Here is a 20,752-nt window from a genome sequence, read left to right on the forward strand (position 1 = left end):
AACGCATTCCTGGGCCGAAGACAATTACGCGTTGAGATAGCCCGTCCTCCGGTATCATTCCGTAATTGGATCAAACAGCAGGTGCGCACCAGGGGCACTACGTGACTACGTTCAAGCAGTTGGAAGCGTTCGTAGCCATCGCCGAGATGGGGTCGTTCGACGGCGCCGCCGAGCAGCTCGACATCGCCCAGTCCGCCGTGTCGCGGCATATTAAGGAGTTCGAAGGCGGCTTCGGCTATCCACTGTTCGACCGGTCGGGGCGCACCGCGAGGTTGACACTCGAAGGCGCCGAGGTGCTCGCCCGCTCACGAGACGTTCTCAAGAAGCGCGACCTGCTGATCGAGCAATTCGTCCGCAAGGACACGCTGGTACGCAAGCTGCGACTTGGCGTCACCGAGCTGACCGCAGTAACGTGGCTGCCGAGGTTCGTGGATGCCATCCGCGCACAATATCCACAAGTCGCGATCGAACTGGAAGTCGAACACAGCGTGCCGCTGCACGACCGACTTCGCGCCGGCCAACTGGACCTCGTAGTGGTTCCGAATGCGTTCGACCTCACTGGACTCCTGCGCATCAGGCTCGCGCAAGTCAGGAATGGCTGGTTCTGCAGGCCTTCCCTTGCCATTCCCACTGGCAAGATAAGAGTGGCGGAGCTCGGTAGCTATCCGCTCCTGATGCAGGGCCCGCAATCAGGTGCAGGCGTGTTGATGCGAAGCTGGTTCGCAAAGAATGGGCTGACACCAGGCAATACGCTGATGAGTAACAGTATTTCAGCTCTCGGCGGCATTGCCGCGTCCGGACTCGGCGTCGTCTACATGCCGGAGGTCGTCTCACGCGGACTGGTGGAAAAAGGTCTGCTCCGTGAGGTTCACGCAACGCCCGGTCTGCCACCAATCCGCTATGTCGCGTTGACTCGGGCCGATTCAGCAACGCCCTTTCACCGCGCCATCGCTACCCTGGCGCAGCGCTGTTGCAATTTCGAGCTCCCCTACGAAGCCAGCGCGTCACGTGCCCAATACGAATCTCATCCAGATGCTCACGATTAAGCAGATCGAGACGTTCTATTGGGTCGCTAAGCTCGGCACCGTGCAACGGGCGGCAGACAAGCTGCACGTCACGCAGTCCGCTGCCACCAAGCGATTGCAGGAGGTCGAGCGGCTTTCCGCCTCGCCCTTGTTCGAAGGAAGCGGGCGCAAGGCCGTGCTCACGGCGAAGGGGCATGAAATGATGCAGCTTTGCGCCGACGTGCTGGAGAGCGTTGCCTACCTCGACGCGATCCAGACATCCAGGCGCAACGTCCCGCGGGTTGCGCATATAGGCGTTACCGAGCTCGTCGCGATGTCATGGTTTCCGGCGCTGATACGGCGAGTGCGCGACGTCTACCCGGAACTGACGCTTCAGCCTCACATTGACCATTCCGCGATACTGCGCGACAAGATCCTCGATGGACAGCTTGACATCGCCATCCTCCCTGAAGCCTTCGCAACGCGCTCGGCTGCGAAGGTCAACCTGGAGTTGGTCGAGTTTGCGTGGTTCTGCCCGCCCGGAACGTTCAATCGTGGAGAGATCGTGCCCCTCCGGCAACTGGCCGCCTTGCCGGTCATCGAGCAGGATCGTACCTCGATCATCACCGAGCTTTGTTCGCGCTTGTTCGAGCAAGTGGGTGCCGCGCCGACACGCCTCGGTGGCAGCCGAAGCATTATTACGCTGGCGGGACTGATTGAAGCAGGCATCGGCGTCAGTTGCCTGCCGCGTGCGTTCTTCACCGGCGAAGTCACACAAGGGCGACTGCAGATCGTGGAGACGGATCCGCCAGCGCCTTCGGTGCGCTACTGCGCGATTCATCCGGAGCGCGCCGCCCTTGGCCTTGCGGTCGCGGAACTGGCGCGCGAATGCTGCGACTTCTCCCGGACGCGGGCCCCCGCGTCGATCGGGTAAATCAGCTTCCCCATCCGAATAGCTCCTAGCCCTCCCGGGTCATCGGTTCCGGGTCGGATTCCTGCCGCCGCACATATCTCATTTTGGAATTCAAAAGCATCCGATTAAATCGCTTTCGAGAATTGGATGGCTGACCCATGATTGCTTCAGACCGGCCGGCAGGCCGTGGGTTGAACCAGGCGGTGCAGTAGCGCTGCCATCTGGAGCGAGAAGAGACGATGTCGGCGAATTGGCCACGAGAGATTTACGAAGAGTTGAAGGCGGCGAATGTCCGCCAGGTCTGCTACGTCCCGGACGCCGGACATAGCGAGCTCATCCGGCTATGCGAGGCCGACCCCGAGATCAACGCGGTGTCACTGACCACCGAGGAGGAAGGCGTGGCGATGGTGGCAGGCGCCTGGCTCGGCGGCGAGCGCGCTGTGCTGCTGATGCAGTCCAGCGGCGTGGGCAACTGCATCAACATGCTGTCGCTGCAGCACGAGTGCCGTATCCCGTTCTTTGCGATCGTGACGATGCGCGGCGAGTGGAGCGAGTTCAACCCCTGGCAGGTGGCCATGGGCAAGTCGACCCAGGAAGCGCTGGAATCGGCTGGCACCTACGTGTACCGCGCCGATGAGGCCGAGGAAGTGGCCAAGACGGTAGGCGCCACTGCTCGCTTTGCCTACCAGACGGGGCGACTGGCGGCGGTGCTGATTGGCCAGCGCGTGATCGGGGCCAAGAACTTCAATAAGTGAGACTGTGATGAGTGAAGCGCAAAAGGCTGTTCTGAATCGTCGCGCGGCGATTGCCAAGATCCTGAAGCACCGTGGGGACGCGCTGGTGGTGACCAGCCTCGGCAACCCGACCTATGACGTGGCCTCGACGGGCGACTGTGCCGGCAACTTCTACCTGTGGGGTGCCATGGGGGGCTCGGTGATGGTGGGCCTGGGCATCGCCCGGGCGCAACCGAAGCGCCGGGTGGTGGTGGTCACCGGCGACGGCGAGATGATGATGGGGCTGGGTTCGCTGGCCACCGCGGCCGTGGACAAGCCGCAGAACCTGGCGGTGATCGTGATTGACAACGAGCACTACGCCGAAACCGGGATGCAGCCCGCGCACGCCGGGCGTGGCGTGGACATTACGGGGGTGGCCAAGGCGGTGGGCTTCGCGAATGCGCGCACGGTGCGCACGGAACAGGACCTGGCGCTGCTGTCGGAGGAGCTGTTCAGCACCGAAGGGCTGCTGCTGGCCACCGTGAAGGTAACCACCGAGCCGGTGCCCGCCGCGCTGCCTCCGCGTGATGGCCCCTTCCTGCGCAGCCGCTTCCGCGAAGCCCTGCTCGGCTCCGACGCACACAAGTAAAACGCCCTCCGGTCCGGTGCAAGACTGCGGTGCCCTCTCGGACGGCACGTGGTCTTGCACTGACCGGCAATTTCCGGCCACGATCCTTCCGACTGTGAAAGCCATGCAATCCGTATCCCCCCGCGCCAAAAGTGCCGCTGCACCTGACCTGGAAGCAAGCCTGCTCGCCTACCGTTCGCTGCTGAGCCAGGACCTGAAGCTGAACATGGCGCGCGGCGTCCCTTCGGCGGAACAACTTTCGCTCTCCGATGCCCTGCTTGGTCTGCCTGGCCCGGATGACTACCGCGCGGCCGATGGCACAGACTGTCGAAACTACATGGGACAGCAAGGCCTTCCGGAAGCCCGCCGGCTCTTTGCCGGTGTGCTCGGCGTGCCGCCGGAGAACGTCGTGGTGGAGGGCAACTCCAGCCTGGCACTGATGCATGATTGCCTGGCATATGCCTGCCGCGCGGGCGTACCGGATGGCGATGGCCCCTGGCAGGACGTGGCAGGTGGGATCGCCTTCCTGTGCCCGGTCCCGGGCTACGACCGCCACTTCAAGCTCTGCGAGGCATTCGGCATCCGGATGATTCCGGTTCCACTGCGGGAAGACGGCCCCGACCTGGAGATGGTGCGCGCCCTTGTCGCGCAAGACAGGTCCATTCGGGGCATCTGGTGCGTGCCGAAGTACAGCAATCCGACCGGCACAGTCTATTCCGACGAAGTCATCAAGGCGCTGGCGTCTATGCCTGCGGCGGCGCCGGATTTCCGCATTTTCTGGGACAACGCCTACGCACTGCATCATCTGGGCGAAACCGAGGTCGAGATTGCGAACCTGGCCGAACTTTGCGTGGCCCACGGGCACGCGAACCGCGCACTGATTTTTGCCTCCACCTCGAAGATCACCTATGCCGGAGCCGGGCTTGGCCAATTTGGCAGCTCGACGCAAAACGTGGCCTGGTACCTCAGGCATGCATCCTTTCGCAGTGTGGGCCCGGACAAGATCAACCAGCTTCGCCACGTCCGCTTTCTCAAGGATGAACAAGGACTGAAAGCACTGATGCGCCAGCACCGCGCGATCCTCGCCCCGCGCTTCGCGTGCGTGATCGAGACTTTCGAATCCCTCCTTGGCGATTGCGATCAGGTGTCGTGGACCACCCCCTCTGGCGGTTACTTCATTACCTTGAACGTCGTGCCCGGTACCGCGCGTCGTGTCGTGGAACTTTGCCATAACGCCGGCGTCATGCTGACGGAAGCGGGTGCACCGTTCCCGGGCGGTGTTGACCCGGAGGATCGGACCTTGCGAATCGCCCCTTCTTCGCCCAGTCTCGACCAGATCGGCAAGGCGGCCCATGCCATCGCGGTGTGCACACGGTTCGCTGCGGCGGAGAAGGTGCATGGCGAAGTCTTGCTGGTTTGAACAGCGCGTTTCGTCAATAGATTCACTGCGCTGGCTTCGACGAAGCCGGCCTGCCCCAAAATTTTCCGAGGAAGTCAAATGAGCGAATCCCAGAGTGCCGCGCTGGCACGCTTTGCAGCGACGCTGCAGTACCAAGACATCCCCGCTGATGTCATCGAACGCGCGAAGAATTTGTACGCGGACTGGGTAGGGTCAGCCCTGGCCGGCAAAGGCGGGCGCCCGGTCGAGGCTCTGGCGGCCTTTGCACGCAGGATGGCGCCGGCGAGCGGAAGGTGCGAGGTACTGATCTCTCGCGAACGAACCACGCCCTACTTTGCAGCGTTCATCAACGGCGCAAGCTCCCACTATGCCGAACAAGATGACGTCCACAATGGCTCCGTCTTCCATCCGGCCGCCGTCGTCTTTCCGGCAGCCCTGGCCATCGCGCAGGAAATCGGGGCAAGTGGCAAGGAGTTCCTGACCGCAGCGATTGTCGGCTACGAAGTCGGGATCCGCGTGGGCGAGTTCCTTGGCCGCTCGCATTACCGGGTCTTCCACACGACGGGCACGGCAGGCACGCTGGCCGCAGCCGCAGCCGCAGGCAGGCTACTGGGGCTCACGGCTGAGCAGATGCTCGATGCCTTTGGCTCCGCTGGCACGCAAGCGGCAGGTTTGTGGGAGTTCCTGGCCGACGCTGCCGACTCGAAGCAACTCCATACCGCCAAGGCCGCCGCCGACGGGCTGATGGCCGCATGCCTCGCCAAGGAGGGCTTCAAGGGCGCGAAGCGCATCCTTGAGGGTCCCCGCGGCATGGCCGCCGGCATGTCCACCGACGCCGACGCCGCGAAACTGGTGGATCGCCTCAAGGATCGATGGACGGTCGCGGAGACCTCCTTCAAGTTCCATGCTTCGTGCCGCCATACGCATCCCGCCGCCGACGCGCTGGCCAAGGTACTGGCAGACCACAAGTTGTCTCCCGCCGATGTCCGTGAGGTTGTTACCTACGTCCATCAGGGCGCGATTGACGTCCTGGGGCCGGTGGTAAACCCGACAACAGTACATCAAGCGAAGTTTTCGATGGGCACGGTCCTGGGTCTGATCGCGGAGCGCGGCAGCGCAGGCGTGCAAGACTTCGAAACGCACTACCAGGATGCTGGTGTCGTCGCCTTCCGCAACAAGGTTTCCATGCGCCTCGACGCCGAAGTCGATACTGCTTATCCTCAGCGCTGGATCGGCAAGGTCACCGTGACGACAAAGGATGGACAGCATTATGCTGGCCGCGTGGACGAGCCGAAGGGTGACCCGGGTAACACGCTGTCGCGCAAGGAAATTGAGGAGAAGTTTACCCGCCTGGTCGAATTTTCCTCGTCTGCCATTCACTCGGAGGTAGCTGTCTTCTTCCAGCATGCCTGGGAACTGGAGAGTACCCCTCGAATGGCCGCGACCCTGCCGGAGCACAACGCGTAAGCTGGTCGTCCGACGTCTCCCGGCGACCTAGGTTCCCCTCAACTGATGTTGGGGGTTTTTTTTTGTTCTTGGTGATATGTGGGGCCTGCATTGGGGTATCAGTCCGGAGCCATCCTTGGCTCTCAACCTCTTCACCAGTACATGATGCGCCGGAAAGTGGGTCGTATGACCCACCGCTGTCAGTACCGAGCCTCAACGCAAAAAACAAGGGTGTCGTGTGACACCCTTCACTCAATGAGGGCTTGCCAGCCCTAGGACCTGCTCTCCGATGTATGACAGCACGGACTGAGCAAGAAACGGCATCACCTGATGTTGGCGTGTTTCTCGTAGTTTCCTGTCCACATCTTCCTGTGATCCCGGATCGCTACGACGTCCCATGCCGAGGCAGCATTCGACAGCCGCCCCGGTCGCGTCGAGTGCAAAGGCCAGCGCCATTCTGGCTTCCGCCTCGCACGCCATGCCATGGTCGTAACGATGTGCGGCCCTGGCGCACATCAGCCGTGCCACCTCAATCGACGCAGCGGCCTTTGCAAGATTGGAAGAGATCTTCTGACACTGCCAGTCGATATTTTCCATCGCAGTAACGCCAGTAGCCGGGTCATGTGCATGACGCAGGAACCAGATAGCGTCCCCAATGGCGGCCGCAGCGCTGAGAACCATCTCAACGTGACATCGTTCGGAGATGTAGCGCGCGCCTTCGCCCTCCGCGCCAATCCGCCATGCGGTCGGCAGCAGCAAATTCCTGACCACGATATCGCTGAAATCATGGTTCTCCAGGCTACGGCTGGGATGAATTGTTAGGCCGCGTCCAACAGTGGCACGTAGATCGACCAGGTACAGCGAGTACTTCGTCTCCGACTCTTTCACCGGAGAACTGAAGTCCGTCTCTACAAGTAGCAGCAAGAGGTCGCTGTTTTGGGCACGTGATACTCGCGCGCTCCGTCCATTGACCGTCACTCCATCTGGGCAACAACCCGTGACTGCCATGGCATCTACCGGACGGTTCTGGAAGGCGATGGCTGGAGCACGGAGTTCGCCATCAATGATCTGCTTTGCATACCATTCGACTAGCTCACCGCAGCCGTACGTCACGAGAAGCCGATGATTGCAGATTTCCTGTATGAGACCGGCCGCTGGCGCACCTTGCACGCCAATTTCTTCCACAATGGCGCAGGTTTGCGCAAGTGAAAGACCCATGCCTCCATCGCCCATCGGCACCAGTGCATTGGCCAACCCTGCTTCTCGCAGGGCGCCGGCGAACTCTTCTGGCTGCCCCTGGTGTCGATCGACATCCCGAAAGTAGGCCTGCGCAAAGGCTGCGCAGACTTCCCGCACCCTTTGCCGCAGGTCCTGGTTTTCACCCTCACTTGTCATGGCGTCGACTGCCGCATGCAAGCCACGTTGGTCATTTCCGGTGCTGGTGTCACAAGCGAGGCCGCGTTCAGGCATCTTAATCATTAAGCGACCTCGCCTTCCAACGTCTGCATTCGTTCTCAGCGAATGATGAAGGGGTTCTCCACCGTGGCGCCTGCTGCAATCCAGACGCTCTTGGTCTGCAGGTACTCATCCATGGCTTCCAGTCCGCTTTCCCGGCCGATGCCGCTTTGCTTGTAGCCGCCGAACGGAGACATGAAGCTCACAGCCCGATAGGTATTGACCCACACCATGCCCGACTGGATTGCCTCGGATACCTCGAATGCGCGCTGGATGCTCTGCGTCCACACACCGGCTCCGAGGCCATAGATGCTGTCATTCGCAATGCGAATCGCGTCTTCCTGCGTATCGAAGGGAATTGCCGACAGGACCGGGCCGAAGATCTCCTCCTGGGCAATTCGCATGCGGTTGTCGACATCAGCGAAGATCGTCGGCTCGACAAACCACCCTGCGTCGAACGCCCCGCCGCTTGCTCGCCTGCCCCCACACAGCGGCACCGCGCCCTCTGCCTTGCCGATCTCGATGTACTCGAGGACCTTGGCAAGTTGCGCCTCCGTCGTCACGGGCCCGACTTGCGTCTCGGAGTCCATCGGATTGCCAAGCCTGGCCGCGCCGGCACGCTCCACCAGGCGGTCTAGGAACTTCCTGTAGATCGAGCGCTGCACCAACAGACGAGACCCAGCTATACACGTCTGGCCGCTGGCGGCAAAGATGCCGGACAACACGCCATTGATGGCCTGATCGAAGTCGGCATCTTCGAAGACGATATTTGGGCTCTTCCCGCCGAGTTCGAGCGACACCTTCTTGAGGCTTGCCGCAGCAGTCTGATAAATCAGCTTGCCGTTCGCGTCGGATCCGGTAAATGCAATCTTGCTAACCGTGGGATGCGTGACAAGCCGTTGTCCGACTTCGGCACCATAGCCAGTAACTACGTTGACCACGCCAGGCGGAAAACCAGCCTCGTCAAACAGGCGAGCAAGCTCCAGGGTCGAAACGGAAGTGTGCTCTGACGGCTTGATGACCACGGTATTCCCGGCAGCAAGCAGTGGCGCCAGCTTCCACGTCAGCAATAGCAGCGGAGAGTTCCACGGAGTTATGGCAACAATCACGCCAAGCGGCTCGCGGCGCGTGAAATTGAAGTAGCCCTTCTTGTCCAGCGGAATAACGGCACCCTGGATCTTGTCGGCGAGTCCGCCGTAGTAGCGGAACCACTCAGGAATGTACCGGGTCTGCGCATGCATTTCCGCGAACAGCTTGCCGTTGTCGCGGGTCTCCAGTTCGGCGAGGCGCTGGGCGTTGCGCTCGATCAGATCCGCCACCTTCGTCAGCAATTTGCCGCGCTGCGTGGGTGTCAGTCCAGCCCACGCCGGATTGCGGAATGCCGAGCGCGCAGCATCGACTGCAAGATTGGCGTCCTCCACCGAGCCGCGGGCAATCTGTACCCACGGTTGGCCGTCGTACGGATTCTTGCTGTCAATGTACCTGTTGCCTGTGGGTTTCACCCACTGGCCGCCAATGTAGTGATCGTAAGCTTGCATGTCGATTCTTTGGCCTGCCCCAACAAGAGAGTTAGGGCTGCAGGCAGTAGCGTTATTTGTGCGCGTCGGAGCCGAGGAGGGCTTCGCGGAAGCGGCTACGCAGGAAGGGGCCGTCACGCGGAGGCAGCGCAGCGGGCACGGGTTCGGTGGTCACCTTCACCGTGGCCAGCAGCAGCCCTTCGGTGCTGAACAGTTCCTCCGACAGCAGCGCCAGGTCTTCCTCCGTGCGTACCGTGCGCGCGCTCTCGAAACCCACCGCCTTGGCGATCCCCGTGATGTCCACCCCGCGCCCGGCGTGCGCGGGCTGCATCCCGGTTTCGGCATAGTGCTCGTTGTCGATCACAATCACCGCCAGGTTCTGCGGCTTGTCCACCGCCGCGGTGGCCAGCGAACCCAGCCCCATCATCATCTCGCCGTCGCCGGTCACGACCACCACCCGGCGCTTCGGTTGCGCGCGGGCAATGCCCAGGCCTACCATCACCGAGCCGCCCATCGCGCCCCACAGGTAGAAGTTGCCGGCACAGTCGCCGGTCGAGGCCACGTCATAGGTCGGGTTGCCGAGGCTGGTCACCACCAGCGCGTCACCACGGTGCTTCAGGATCTTGGCAATTGCCTGGCGACGATTCAGAACAGCCTTTTGCGCTTCACTCATCACAGTCTCACTTATTGAAGTTCTTGGCCCCGATCACGCGCTGGCCGATCAGCACCGCTGCCAGCCGCCCTGTCTGGTAAGCAAAGCGGGCGGTCGCACCCACCGTCTTGGCCACTTCCTCGGCCTCATCGGCGCGGTACACGTAGGTGCCAGCCGATTCGAGCGCTTCCTGGGTCGACTTGCCCATGGCCACCTGCCAGGGGTTGAACTCGCTCCACTCGCCGCGCATCGTCACGATCGCAAAGAACGGGATACGGCACTCGTGCTGCAGCGACAGCATGTTGATGCAGTTGCCCACGCCGCTGGATTGCATCAGCAGCACTGCGCGCTCGCCGCCGAGCCAGGCGCCGGCCACCATCGCCACGCCTTCCTCCTCGGTGGTCAGCGACACTGCGTTGATCTCGGGATCGGCTTCGCACAGCCGGATGAGTTCACTATGCCCGGCGTCCGGGACGTAGCAGACCTGGCGGACATTCGCCGCCTTCAACTCTTCGTAAATCTCTCGTGGCCAATTCGCCGACATCGTCTCTTCTCGCTCCAGATGGCAGCGCTGCCGCACCGCCCGGTTCAATCTCGGCCTGCCGGCCGGTCTGAAGCAATCATGGGCCAAAGAAAGGCGCCAAATAAGTGATTTAATTGAATGATTTGATATTCCGTTAGATGATGAATTCGACGGACGGAAGGAGTCGACCGACATGCAGTCGAGTTCGTCACAGCCTCTGAATCACATTGACTGTCAGAGCAGCCCTTATGCAGAAATCCGCAAAAGCAGGGGCAAAGGAGTGCAAGACACCGTTCGCCTTCGCGCCCAGAATCAGCGACTATCGAGCCTCCCTGGACGAAATCATCATGAATGTACTAATTGTCTTTGCCCATCCCGAGTCGGCCTCCTTCAGCGCCGCGCTGAAGAACACTGCAGTGCAGACGCTCACAGAGCTCGGGCACCGGGTGATGGTCAGCGACCTGTATCAAATGGACTGGTCCGCCGCGCTGGGCCATGCTGACTTCCCCCACGACCGCGCCGATCCGGAATACCTGGACCTGTCGCGTGAGCAGGAGCATGCATTTGCTCATCGCACCCACAGCGCCGACGTTCTCGCTGAGCAGGAAAAGGTCAAGGCCGCAGACCTGGTCCTGTTCCACTTCCCGGTCTGGTGGTTCTCGATGCCCGCCATCCTCAAGGGCTGGGTCGACCGCGTGTTCAGCCGCGGCTTCGCCTATTCGACTGGCAAGAAGTACGAGTCTGGCCACTTCAAGGGCAAGCGTGCGATGGTCTGCCTCACCACCGGGACGGCCTCGACGCTCTATGAACCCAATGGGATCGACGGAGATTTGCATCACATCCTGTGGCCGATCCACAATGGCGTTCTTGGCTACACCGGCTTCACGGTGCTGCCGCCTTTTGCCGCATGGATGCCCGCCCGCGTCACGCAGGAAGATCGTGAGGCCTATCTGCAAGCCTACGCCGACCGCCTGAAGTCGCTGGAAACCCAAGAGCCGCTCTTCTTCCACCCCTGGAGCGACTACGACGAAACCCAGCGCCTGAAGCCAGGCGTGGTGGCACGTTCGGGCGTGCAATGGAATCCGCGTGCCGGCCAGACCTTCGAGGAATCGGCGGATGCGTTTGCCCAGCAGGCAGCCAACTGATAGTTCGCAGGCCATGAATCAGACCGACATCTTTCAGACGCTGCACCATGTCTGCATCGTCGTGCGCGACATGGAGAAGTCCGTGGCGTACTACGAATCGATTGGCGTGGGCCCCTGGCATGATTTTCCCTCGCTCGAGGCGTTCCGCGGCGAGCTGGATGTACCTGACGCCGATGCATTTGTGAGGCTGCATTATCGCTATGCGAATCTCGGCAACGTCCAGCTCCAGCTCTGCGCACCGCCCGCTGGCGACACCCTGCAGCGGCGTTTTCTTGAGGAGCGCGGCGAAGGGGTCTTCCACCTCGGCTTCACCGTACCCGACTGCGACCAGGCCGAAACTGATGCCCAAGCTCTGGGCTTGGCAACCATGATGCGCGGCCGCCTGCCCAATCGCAGTGGCTTCACCTACTTCGATACGGCAGGACTTGGGGCAGGCGTGACTTTGGAGATTCGCGCAAGCAAAGTGTCATAGCGCGAAACTGCCAGAATCTCTCGACAATCGGCCATTCCAACGCCTGGTATTCGCGATAGCGAAGCCGGGCGTTAGTGTTTTCGCTTTAGCCATTAGCCCGCCCACTCCCTTGCCGTCAAGCCTCGCGCCCTGGCGAGCCTGCCAAATTGACCCGATTGCCCGCCTTTGTCTGAGTTGGATCTGTCAACAAGCGCACCTCCTGCGGCCCCTCTGCCCCTCTTGCTGCGGCGCTCCGCGCCCACACCCTTCCCTTGCGCACCGCCCCTTTCGCATGGCCAGAAAGTAGAAAGGCCCTTGAGGCGATTCCCTCAAGGGCCCAACTATCCCCTCGGCACGTCGGTGCCGGAGAATTCGCCGCAGGCGGATCAATAGACTACGGACTCGAGTAGCGGCTCCTGGTTTCGAATCCGACCAAAGCCAAGTGGCGAAACATCGATCGTCCGATACTGCCGGCTCACGATCCACTCGGCAATGGCCCTGCCCGTAGCCGGCGCATGCATCACCCCATGCCCGGAAAACCCAGTCGCGAACAGGAAGTTGTCGATCTCATCGTGCGGGCCCACCACGCCATTGTGGTCCAACAGGTTCATCTCGTAGTGCCCTGCCCAGGCCCGCAGCAGACGGGTGCTCTCCATCGCGGGCACGCGATGCGCCAGATAAGGCCAGACCACATCTTCGAACAGGTAGTGATCCGGCTCGAAGTCCCCCTCCGCATGTGGATCCCGACTCTCCTCGGGCGCGATACCGGCAATGAAGCCATCGCCCTCCGGGCGAATCCAGACGCCGGAGTTGTCGAACAGCATCGGAAATCCCTCGGTGGGCACCGGCGCCTTGATGTGGAATACAGTACGTTTGCGCGGCTCGACCGGCAGTGCGATATCCAGCCAGCTCGCCACCTTGCCTCCCGCCGGGCCTGCCGCATTCACACACCAGTCGCAACTGATCACGCTGCCATCGGTCAAGCGCACACCAGTTACGCGACCGTTCCGCGCCTCGATCCCGTCAGCCTCTGCCGTGACATACTCCACACCAAGCTTCTTTGCTTCACGCCGCACAAGCTGAAGAAGGGCCCACGCGTCGAACCATCCTTCGTTGGCCGCGCCGTAGGTCGCGATACCGATATCGTCAACGTTCAACCAGGGATACCGGGCCTTGGCCTGAGCCGGGGTCATGATGTCTATGGTGGCGCCGGCTTCGATCTGTGAGCGAGCCGTTGCCTGCATGGAATCGGCGCCCTCCTTCGTTCCGAGCATCAGATAGCCACGCTCTTCAAAGCCAATGTCCGCGTCATCGCCAAACCACTGTTTGATGTCGCGGAACATGCCGGCGCCGAACAAGCTCATCCCGATGTTGAACGGGCAGCCGAACTGCGTGCGGATCGACGATGCCGACAGTGCTGTCGAACAGTATTGGTAGGTAGGGTCTCGTTCAATGACCTTGATGGTTCCGGCAAAGCCCTGCTTACGCAGGAAGAATGCCGCGAAGCTTCCGATGATGGCGCCGCCGATGATCGCGACAGTGGCAGTTTTCTGGGTCATGGTAGAAATGGAGAACTGAATCAGGCGCTCAGGCAACTGCCGTCTGCAGTGGATCGCTGTGAGGCTTCCCGCCTTCCAGGTATGCCGCGCGAACTTCCGGACTTTGCAGTAGTTCCCGTCCCGTTCCGCTCATTACGATGCTGCCCTGTTGCAACACGTACGCGCGATGGGCTACACGCAATGCCTGGTTGGCGTTCTGCTCGACCAGCAGGATTGTCATGCCGTACTCGCGATTGAGCATTTCGATGATCTCGAAGACCTTGCGAATATAGATCGGTGCCAGGCCCAGTGACGGTTCATCCATCAGCAACAGCTTCGGGTGACTCATCAATGCACGCGCGATTGCGAGCATCTGTTGCTCACCGCCCGACAGCGTCCCGGCCAACTGATGGCCGCGCTCAGCGAGGATGGGAAACATATCGAACATGCGCTGGAGGTCGGCATGACGCGAGCCATGATCAGCAAACGTCGTCCCCATCAGCAGGTTCTCGATGACGGACATCCGCGGGAAAATGCGACGCCCCTCGGGCGAGATGGCAATCCCCAGTCTCGATACCTCATGTACCCCGAGGCCTTGCAGCGACTTTCCCTGAAACAGGATACTCCCGCTGGTGATCCGCGGCGCGCCCAGTATGCTGGTCATCAGGGTAGATTTTCCGGCTCCGTTTGCACCAATGAGCGTAACAGTCTCGCCTTCGTTGACGACCAGCGACACACCTCTGAGCGCTTGTACGTGCCCATAGTGGGCATGTACGTTCTCAATCTGCAGAATCATGCGACTGCCTCCACTTCCGACTCGCTATCCGGTTCCCCGAGGTACGCGGCCACAACATTGGGATCGTTCCGGACATGGTCCGGCGAGCCTTCCGCGATCTTTTTCCCGAAGCACAGCACGTGGATATGGTCGGACACGTTCATCACCACGCTCATGTCATGCTCGATCAGAAGGATGCTCAAGCCGGTCTCCCTGACCAGCCGCAGCAGCAATTCATTGAGCTCCGCCGACTCCTTGGGGTTGAGACCGGCGGCAGGCTCGTCCAGGCAGAGCAGCACCGGGTCCACGCACATCGCCCTGGCAATCTCTACCTTGCGTTGCAAGCCGTATGGCAGTGCCCCTGCGGCCGTGTCTGCGCAATGCTCCAGCTTGAGGGCCTGAATGCTGCGATAGGCCCTCTCCATGGCCTCCATGTACGCGCGCCGGTATCCCGGAAAGCCGAGCAGTCCCGCCAGACTGAAGACGGAAGCTCGCTGCAGGGCGTTGTGCTGGGCAACAACGAGATTCTCCATCACGGTCATCTTCGGAAAGAGCCGGATATTCTGAAACGTTCGCACCACGCCCGCATGACGCGTCACATCATGGCTTGGCAGCGCCTCAAGCCGAAGTTCACCACGTCGTGGATGGTGCATCCGGATGGAACCGGACGTTGGCTTGTAGAAGCCCGTCAAGCAATTAAACAGCGTGGTCTTTCCCGCGCCGTTGGGACCGATCACGGAGGTAATCTGGTTCTCGCCGACAGTCAGCGATAGCCCTTCAATCGCCATGATGCCACCGAAGCGCATCTCCAGGCCGTCAACAGAAATTAGGGTCTTCTTCATCGACCGCTCTCCACGAAAGAGGTACGGGTCACCGAAGCTGCACCGCCGGACGATTCCCGCTTCCGCAGAAACTCCTTGAGCGTCAGCGTTGGTTCCCGCACGGACATCAAGCCACCCGGACGCCAGATCATGATCAGCACCATGGCCGCGCCGAACAGCAGCATCCGGTACTCAGCGAAATCGCGGCCGAGTTCGGGCAGGAGTACCAGAACCAGAGCAGCAAGCACCACGCCCAACTGGCTACCCATACCGCCCAGGACCACGATGGCCAGTACGGTCGCGCTTTCACCGAAGGTGAAGCTCTCAGGGGAGATGAATCCCTGGCGCGCCGAAAAGAAGACGCCTGCAAAACCCCCAAGCATGGCCCCCAGCGCAAATGCCGAGAGCTTCACATTGGTGACATTGATGCCCAGGGCCTTGCAGGCGATCTCGTCTTCCCGCATCGCTTCCCAGGCACGGCCGACCGGCAGCCGGCGCAAGCGCAGCACCAGGACGTTGGTCAGCAACGCGAGCGCAAAGATGAGGTAGTAGAGAAAGATGACGCGGTGATCGTTCGAGTACTCCAGACCGAAGAAGCCTGCGAACGTCGTCGTATCCCCAGACTTGCTGAACGGCAAACCAAAAAAAGTGGGACGGGGAATGGAAGATAATCCATTGGGCCCGCCTGTCAGATCGGTCCAGTTCAGCAGTACCAACCGAATGATCTCGCCAAAACCCAGGGTCACGATCGCCAGGTAGTCACCGCGCAGCCGAAGCGTCGGGTAGCCGAGAAGGATGCCGAAGATGGCCGCGAACAAGCCGGCAAGCGGAAGGCAGGCCCAGAACGAAAGGCCGAAGCCAATCGAGAGCAACGCGTAGCTGTACGCACCGATGGCATAGAAGGCGACATAGCCAAGGTCCAGCAATCCCGCCAGGCCAACCACGACATTCAGGCCCCAGCCAAGCATCACGTAGATCAGTACGGTTGTGGCGATGTCGACGAGATAGCGATTGCCCGAGAACACGACAGGCAATATCAACGCGATGCCAAGGGCGGCCCAGCCCGCAGCCTTGGTGATTGGCAGGGGCTCACGGAGCTTTGGCAGGGACGGAGCCTTGCTGGCCTTGCGCAACTGGAATCGATCAATGACCAACGTTTGCAGGAAGCGGCAGGCAAAGACAATGCCCACTGCGACAGCGAGCGCCTCCCAACGGGTCTGCAGATGCAGCTTTCCGCCGGCATCCGTCGTCGTGATGCCGATCAGCGGAATGCCCATCACCATCCCAGCCAATGCAACGCGCAATGAATCACCCAGGCGGGCGCGGATCCCCCGGGATCCCGAAAAACGAAGTGTGCTCATCAGACCTTCTCCACTTCCGGCCGGCCAAGCAGTCCACAGGGACGTACCACCAACACCAGAATCAGAATGACGAAAGTTGCTACATCCTTGTACTCGGCCGAGAAGTAGCTGCCCCAGAACGACTCGATCAGCCCAATCAGCAGGCCTCCCAGCATGGCACCAGGAAGAGAGCCGATCCCGCCAAGCACGGCGGCCGTAAATGCCTTGACGCCGACGAGGAATCCGATACTGAAATCCACGACGCCGTAGTAAAGCGTGACCATGGTTCCGGAGATGGCCGCGAGGCCGGCACCCATCATGAAAGTCAGAGAGATCGTGCGCGCGACGTTGATCCCGAGGAAGCCGGTCATGGTGCGGTCCTGCTCGCAGGCGCGCTGCTGACGGCCAAAGGACGTTCTTGAGATGAGCAAAGTGAACCCGGCCATTAGCACGAGCGTCGCCACGACAATCAGCATCTGAACGTATGAGAGATAGACTGTTGAGTCACCCTTCCCGGCCACTTCGATGCCACCGGTGATCACCGGGGCAAGCGCCTTCACCCTGGCCCCCTGGCTGAGCTGAACAAAGTTCTGCAGGAAGATCGAAACGCCAATCGCCGAGATCAACGGCGCCAGGCGGGAAGCGCCGCGCAATGGGCGATATGCCACCCGTTCTACCGCCCAGCCATAGGCAGAGGTAAACAGAATGGTGAGAAACAACACCACGACAAGCGTTAGCGGCACCGAGGTGACGCCGAGTGTCGTCATCAGCGTGAAACCCGCGATGGCAATGAAGGCGCTGATCATGAATACCTCGCCATGGGCGAAGTTGATCATGCCAATGATCCCGTAGACCATGGTATAGCCGATGGCAATCAGGCCGTAGACGGCCCCGAGGGTCATACCATTGATGAGTTGCTGTAATGCGAGGTACATAAATTGGACTCCAACAACCGCTATCGCAACGGGGGCGGCGTTTCCAGCCGCCACCGTGCCCAAGCAAATGACAGCACGCCGGAGCAATCCGACATGCTGCATTTCTTTCAGTTTGCGTAGCCGTATTGGTTTCCGCTCCAGCGATAGACCACGTAGCCGGGCTTGGTGAGGTCGCCCTTGTTGTCAAAGCTGATCTGTCCGATCACCGTCGTGTAAGTGCCGTTCCTGAGCGCCTTCTGGACGGCGTCCGGCTTCGCGCTGCGTGCACGCTCGGCGGCCTGTGCGAAGACCTGGATCGTTGCATACGAGTAGAGCGTGTAGCCTTCCGGCTCAACTCTTGCTTTGCGGAATCGCTCGACCACTTCGCTGGCTTCCGCGTTCTTGCGCGGGTCGGGGCCAAAGGTGAACATCACTCCATTCGCTGCAGCCCCGGCGGTCGATAGCAACTCGGTATTGGTCAGCGTGTCACCACCCATCACTGCCAGCTTCAGGCCGGCTTGCGATGCCTGGCGCAGGATCAGGCCCAGCTCGGTGTAGTAACCACCAAAAGCCAGGACCTCGATACCAGACGCCTTCAGCTTGCTAACCAGTACGTTGTAATCCTTCTCGCCTGCGGTGATGGACTCGCGGAGCGCAATCTTGGCCTTGTGCTCGGTGAGACCCTTGGCCACTTCGTCGGCAAGCCCCTTGCCATAGGCGCTCTTGTCATCGACGACGGCGATCTTCCTGCCGCTGAAATTCTTCGCAATGTAGGCTGCGGCCACGTTGCCCTGCTGATCATCCCGGCCCGTCACTCGAACGATGTTGGCCAGACCGCGTTCCGTCACTTTCGGGCTCGTCGAGATCGTGGCCACCGGAATGCCAGCATCGTTGTAGACCTCAGACGCCGGGATGGTGGAACTCGAACAATAGTGCCCATCGATGAATACCACGCCCTTGTTGACCAGCGTATTCGCGACGGACACAGCCTGCTTCGGGTCGCACACGTCATCGCCGACCACAAGCTTCAGCTTTTGGCCCAGGACGCCGCCCTTGGCGTTGATATCGGCGATAGCAAGCTCTGCTCCTTGGCGCATCTGCTCGCCTCCCGATGCATAGGGACCCGTCATCGGCCCCGCCACGCCAATCAGCAAATCCGCCCAAACCGGATTGCTCACACCCAACATCAGTCCGGCAGCACAAACGCCAACCGATAGCAGCTTCTTGCTCATCTCGTCCCTCACTTGGTAGGTTCTCTCGCATGTCTTTGGGCTACAGCCTTGGCTTCGCCCAGACTGCAGGCCGGCCAACCGCTTCACAGCGGATCGCCGGCCTGGTGGACCAAAGCTGCTCTACGACAGCGGCTTTGATGAGCGAAATTCTGCTGACTCTTGCGCGCTACCGCTTGCATTCAGGCAGCTCAAGATTTGCGGCTTTTTGCATAGCCATCTGACGGATAGCCTTACAAACACTGGGTCTCACGGATCAGGGTATTCCCCTATCACGCACAATGAATGTTCATCCAGCACTGCAATCGGGCGACGACCGCGCGCTCTCGGTGCCCCAAAGTCCGAACATCTATTCACTGCGTCGCTTCGGCGACGCAAAATGCAAAAAGGTGCGTCCAGGGACGCACCTTTCTCGCTATTGCTCTAACAGGGTCAGAAGCGCTCAGCCACTGCCTTCATCTGCAGGAATTGCAGCAGGTAGTCCGGGCCACCAGTCTTCGTGTCGGTACCGCTGAGGTTGAAGCCGCCAAACGGTTGCACGCCGGCCAGGGCGCCGGTGCACTTACGATTGAAGTACAGATTGCCGACGTGAAATTCGCGGCGGGCCTGTTCGATGCGGTTGCGGTCCCGTGTGTACACGGCGCCGGTCAGCCCGTAGACCGTATTGTTGACGGCCTTCAGGCCTTCCTCAAAGTTGGCCACGCGGGTAATCGTGAGGAACGGTCCGAAAACCTCCTCCTGGAAGATGCGAGCGTCCTGGGCAACGTCGCCGAAGATCGTCGGGGCAAAGAAGTAGCCCTCGCCTTCCAATCGATTGCCCCCCGCCAGCAGCTTGCCCTCCCCCTTGCCGATTTCGACATACTCCGCGACCTTGTCAGCTTGCGCCGCATTACACACCGGGCCAAAGTCGGGATTGGTATCGGCGGCGCCCACGCGCAGCTCTTCAGCGCGAGCAACCACCTTTGCCACCAGCGCGTCATAGACAGAGTCCACGACAATGAGGCGCGAACATGCCGAGCATTTCTGGCCCGAGTAGCCAAACGCGCTCTGAATCACGCCCAGGGCGGCGGCGTCGAGGTCCGCCGTTTCATCTACGAGGATCGCATCCTTGCCGCCGAGCTCCAGGAACACGCGCTTGATCCACTTTTGGCCGTCGCGCAGCCTGGCCGCCGACTCGTTGATAGCGATGCCCGTCTTCAGGCTACCTGTAAAGTTGATGAAGCGGGTCTTCGGGTGGTCGACCAGGTAGGCACCAATTTCGCGGCCGGTACCCGGCAGATAATTGACCACACCCGGAGGAATGCCAGCTTCCTCGAAGATCTCGAAGACTTTGGACAGCGAGACAATGGTATCTTCCGCCGGCTTGCAGACCACCGTATTGCCGACAACAATGGCGCCCATCAGCATGCCCGTCATCAACGCCATCGGGAAGTTCCAGGGGGCAATGGTCACGCCGACGCCCAACGGAATATAGAAGCTCTTGTTCTCTTCACCGGGATAGGCGTTCAGATGGCCGATGCCGTCGACATGGCGAAGTGCCTGGCGGGCATAGTATTCCGTGAAGTCGATCATCTCGGCGACTTCGGCGCTGGCTTCGACATAGTTCTTGCCGATCTCATGCACCAGCCAGGCTTCGAGCTCATGCTTTCGCCCGCGCATGATTTGCGCGGCCTTCATGCAGACACGCGAGCGGTCCTCCTGCGTCCAGCGCTTCCAGCTTTCGAAGGCGCTCCAGGCGGCTTCGATGGCTTGTTCGGCATGGGCAACGGTTGCCTTGCTGGTGTGGCCAATGACTTCGCTCGGCCGCGACGGGTTCGTCGACGTCAGCTTGGCTTCCGTGTTGATCTTCTTGCCGGCGATGACCAGCGGGTAGCTCTTCCCGAGTTGAGCACGGACCTTGTCAAGAGCGGCACGCATCGCGCTGAGCGACGACTCCGTCGTGTAGGTATCGAAAGGTTCGCTTTGGAAAGGGGTAACGTTCACGTCTGGATTCTCCGTGTTCAGCCAGTTCGCCCGAGCCGGCGGGAACAGCCCGTCCGCGCATCGGATTTCCGCACATCAATCGCAGCACCGCGCTGCTAGCTTGACGCGTTGACACGAATTTTGTTGTGCCTCGCCTTCCCAGTCTTGAATGACTGCCCGGGAAAAGGAGCGGAATATGGCATAGCCTCGTAGAATCCTGATGGACGGAAGCGCATCACTCGCCTCGCTCAGTCCCTTGCCTGTGGCCCGCCCGGTTCAGACTTGGGGATTGCAAGCGGCCCGCACGGCATATTCCCGATTGACGTG

The 20,752-nt window shown here is 60.9% G+C and carries 19 protein-coding genes; 8 read left to right on the plus strand and 11 right to left on the minus strand.

From position 1 onward, the window contains the following. Positions 1 to 101: 101 nt before the first annotated feature. The 6 genes from ACREYQ_RS26260 to ACREYQ_RS26285 all read left to right on the plus strand — a co-directional run bounded on the left by ACREYQ_RS26260 (position 102) and on the right by ACREYQ_RS26285 (position 6,124). Positions 102 to 1,046, plus strand: coding sequence for a LysR family transcriptional regulator (locus tag ACREYQ_RS26260; protein ID WP_432260907.1), 945 nt, complete (start codon positions 102 to 104; stop codon positions 1,044 to 1,046). Next, positions 1,033 to 1,938, plus strand: coding sequence for a LysR family transcriptional regulator (locus tag ACREYQ_RS26265; protein ID WP_432260908.1), 906 nt, complete (start codon positions 1,033 to 1,035; stop codon positions 1,936 to 1,938). Before ACREYQ_RS26260 ends, ACREYQ_RS26265 begins: the two co-directional genes overlap by 14 nt. A 218-nt stretch (positions 1,939 to 2,156) precedes the next feature. After that, positions 2,157 to 2,672, plus strand: coding sequence for a thiamine pyrophosphate-binding protein (locus ACREYQ_RS26270; protein WP_432260909.1), 516 nt, complete (start codon positions 2,157 to 2,159; stop codon positions 2,670 to 2,672). Positions 2,673 to 2,679: 7 nt separating this feature from the next. After that, positions 2,680 to 3,279 carry a thiamine pyrophosphate-dependent enzyme gene (locus ACREYQ_RS26275; RefSeq protein WP_432260910.1) on the plus strand — a complete coding sequence of 200 codons (600 nt, stop codon included), beginning with the start codon at positions 2,680 to 2,682 and terminating at the stop codon, positions 3,277 to 3,279. A gap of 103 nt (positions 3,280 to 3,382) precedes the next feature. Then, the gene (locus tag ACREYQ_RS26280) at positions 3,383 to 4,678 is read left to right on the plus strand and encodes an aminotransferase class I/II-fold pyridoxal phosphate-dependent enzyme (protein WP_432260911.1); all 1,296 of its coding nucleotides are present in this window, start codon (positions 3,383 to 3,385) and stop codon (positions 4,676 to 4,678) included. Positions 4,679 to 4,756: 78 nt separating this feature from the next. Further along, a complete protein-coding gene (locus ACREYQ_RS26285) occupies positions 4,757 to 6,124 on the plus strand; it encodes an MmgE/PrpD family protein (RefSeq protein ID WP_432260912.1) in 1,368 nt (455 codons plus the stop codon). Positions 6,125 to 6,355: 231 nt separating this feature from the next. Here ACREYQ_RS26285 and ACREYQ_RS26290 read toward each other — a convergent pair whose 3' ends face one another. The 4 genes from ACREYQ_RS26290 to ACREYQ_RS26305 are packed head-to-tail and all read right to left on the minus strand — an operon-like array spanning position 6,356 to position 10,271. Beyond that, entirely contained in the window at positions 6,356 to 7,582 is a 1,227-nt protein-coding gene (locus tag ACREYQ_RS26290) for an acyl-CoA dehydrogenase family protein (RefSeq protein WP_432260913.1), read from the minus strand. A 35-nt stretch (positions 7,583 to 7,617) separates the two neighbouring features. Then, positions 7,618 to 9,096 carry an aldehyde dehydrogenase gene (locus ACREYQ_RS26295; RefSeq protein WP_432260914.1) on the minus strand — a complete coding sequence of 493 codons (1,479 nt, stop codon included), beginning with the start codon at positions 9,094 to 9,096 and terminating at the stop codon, positions 7,618 to 7,620. 52 nt (positions 9,097 to 9,148) lie between these two features. After that, complete coding sequence (locus tag ACREYQ_RS26300) at positions 9,149 to 9,748, minus strand: thiamine pyrophosphate-dependent enzyme (protein ID WP_432260915.1); 600 nt, start codon at positions 9,746 to 9,748, stop codon at positions 9,149 to 9,151. 7 nt (positions 9,749 to 9,755) lie between these two features. After that, positions 9,756 to 10,271 (minus strand): thiamine pyrophosphate-binding protein, encoded by a 516-nt coding sequence (locus ACREYQ_RS26305; RefSeq protein WP_432260909.1) that lies wholly within the window; start codon positions 10,269 to 10,271, stop codon positions 9,756 to 9,758. A 227-nt stretch (positions 10,272 to 10,498) separates the two neighbouring features. On the opposite strand from ACREYQ_RS26305, the gene ACREYQ_RS26310 reads away from it, so the two are divergent. Both ACREYQ_RS26310 and ACREYQ_RS26315 read left to right on the plus strand, forming a co-directional pair. Further along, positions 10,499 to 11,395, plus strand: coding sequence for an NAD(P)H-dependent oxidoreductase (locus tag ACREYQ_RS26310; RefSeq protein WP_432260916.1), 897 nt, complete (start codon positions 10,499 to 10,501; stop codon positions 11,393 to 11,395). A gap of 13 nt (positions 11,396 to 11,408) precedes the next feature. Next, on the plus strand, positions 11,409 to 11,867 hold the full coding sequence (locus ACREYQ_RS26315; RefSeq protein ID WP_432260917.1) for a VOC family protein: 459 nt from the start codon (positions 11,409 to 11,411) through the stop codon (positions 11,865 to 11,867). Between the two features lie 365 nt (positions 11,868 to 12,232). On the opposite strand, the gene ACREYQ_RS26320 is transcribed toward ACREYQ_RS26315, so the two are convergent. The 7 genes from ACREYQ_RS26320 to pruA all read right to left on the minus strand — a co-directional run bounded on the left by ACREYQ_RS26320 (position 12,233) and on the right by pruA (position 20,446). Next, complete coding sequence (locus ACREYQ_RS26320) at positions 12,233 to 13,441, minus strand: NAD(P)/FAD-dependent oxidoreductase (protein WP_432260918.1); 1,209 nt, start codon at positions 13,439 to 13,441, stop codon at positions 12,233 to 12,235. After that, complete coding sequence (locus ACREYQ_RS26325) at positions 13,434 to 14,177, minus strand: ABC transporter ATP-binding protein (RefSeq protein ID WP_432262661.1); 744 nt, start codon at positions 14,175 to 14,177, stop codon at positions 13,434 to 13,436. Before ACREYQ_RS26325 ends, ACREYQ_RS26320 begins: the two co-directional genes overlap by 8 nt. After that, positions 14,177 to 15,001 (minus strand): ABC transporter ATP-binding protein, encoded by an 825-nt coding sequence (locus ACREYQ_RS26330; RefSeq protein WP_432260919.1) that lies wholly within the window; start codon positions 14,999 to 15,001, stop codon positions 14,177 to 14,179. The genes ACREYQ_RS26325 and ACREYQ_RS26330 overlap by 1 nt, the downstream gene beginning before the upstream one ends. Further along, positions 14,998 to 16,341: a high-affinity branched-chain amino acid ABC transporter permease LivM gene (gene livM, locus ACREYQ_RS26335; protein WP_432260920.1), complete on the minus strand. Its 1,344-nt coding sequence runs from the start codon at positions 16,339 to 16,341 to the stop codon at positions 14,998 to 15,000. Before livM ends, ACREYQ_RS26330 begins: the two co-directional genes overlap by 4 nt. Further along, positions 16,341 to 17,255, minus strand: coding sequence for a branched-chain amino acid ABC transporter permease (locus ACREYQ_RS26340; RefSeq protein WP_432260921.1), 915 nt, complete (start codon positions 17,253 to 17,255; stop codon positions 16,341 to 16,343). The genes livM and ACREYQ_RS26340 overlap by 1 nt, the downstream gene beginning before the upstream one ends. Positions 17,256 to 17,362: 107 nt before the next feature. Next, positions 17,363 to 18,466 (minus strand): branched-chain amino acid ABC transporter substrate-binding protein, encoded by a 1,104-nt coding sequence (locus ACREYQ_RS26345; RefSeq protein WP_432260922.1) that lies wholly within the window; start codon positions 18,464 to 18,466, stop codon positions 17,363 to 17,365. Between the two features lie 429 nt (positions 18,467 to 18,895). Then, positions 18,896 to 20,446: an L-glutamate gamma-semialdehyde dehydrogenase gene (gene pruA, locus ACREYQ_RS26350; protein ID WP_432260923.1), complete on the minus strand. Its 1,551-nt coding sequence runs from the start codon at positions 20,444 to 20,446 to the stop codon at positions 18,896 to 18,898. Between the last annotated feature and the right edge of the window lie 306 nt (positions 20,447 to 20,752).

The organism is Cupriavidus sp. TMH.W2 (assembly GCF_050847365.1).
Classification (GTDB): domain Bacteria; phylum Pseudomonadota; class Gammaproteobacteria; order Burkholderiales; family Burkholderiaceae; genus Cupriavidus.

Coding starts and splice junctions, on each gene's coding strand:
- ACREYQ_RS26265 (WP_432260908.1), top strand. CDS start 1,033: ATGCTCACGATTAAGCAGATCGAGACGTTCTATTGGGTCGCTAAGCTC.
- ACREYQ_RS26270 (WP_432260909.1), top strand. CDS start 2,157: ATGTCGGCGAATTGGCCACGAGAGATTTACGAAGAGTTGAAGGCGGCG.
- ACREYQ_RS26275 (WP_432260910.1), top strand. CDS start 2,680: ATGAGTGAAGCGCAAAAGGCTGTTCTGAATCGTCGCGCGGCGATTGCC.
- ACREYQ_RS26280 (WP_432260911.1), top strand. CDS start 3,383: ATGCAATCCGTATCCCCCCGCGCCAAAAGTGCCGCTGCACCTGACCTG.
- ACREYQ_RS26285 (WP_432260912.1), top strand. CDS start 4,757: ATGAGCGAATCCCAGAGTGCCGCGCTGGCACGCTTTGCAGCGACGCTG.
- ACREYQ_RS26290 (WP_432260913.1), bottom strand. CDS start 7,582: ATGATTAAGATGCCTGAACGCGGCCTCGCTTGTGACACCAGCACCGGA.
- ACREYQ_RS26295 (WP_432260914.1), bottom strand. CDS start 9,096: ATGCAAGCTTACGATCACTACATTGGCGGCCAGTGGGTGAAACCCACA.
- ACREYQ_RS26300 (WP_432260915.1), bottom strand. CDS start 9,748: ATGAGTGAAGCGCAAAAGGCTGTTCTGAATCGTCGCCAGGCAATTGCC.
- ACREYQ_RS26305 (WP_432260909.1), bottom strand. CDS start 10,271: ATGTCGGCGAATTGGCCACGAGAGATTTACGAAGAGTTGAAGGCGGCG.
- ACREYQ_RS26310 (WP_432260916.1), top strand. CDS start 10,499: ATGCAGAAATCCGCAAAAGCAGGGGCAAAGGAGTGCAAGACACCGTTC.
- ACREYQ_RS26315 (WP_432260917.1), top strand. CDS start 11,409: ATGAATCAGACCGACATCTTTCAGACGCTGCACCATGTCTGCATCGTC.
- ACREYQ_RS26330 (WP_432260919.1), bottom strand. CDS start 15,001: ATGAAGAAGACCCTAATTTCTGTTGACGGCCTGGAGATGCGCTTCGGT.
- livM (WP_432260920.1), bottom strand. CDS start 16,341: ATGAGCACACTTCGTTTTTCGGGATCCCGGGGGATCCGCGCCCGCCTG.
- ACREYQ_RS26340 (WP_432260921.1), bottom strand. CDS start 17,255: ATGTACCTCGCATTACAGCAACTCATCAATGGTATGACCCTCGGGGCC.
- ACREYQ_RS26345 (WP_432260922.1), bottom strand. CDS start 18,466: ATGAGCAAGAAGCTGCTATCGGTTGGCGTTTGTGCTGCCGGACTGATG.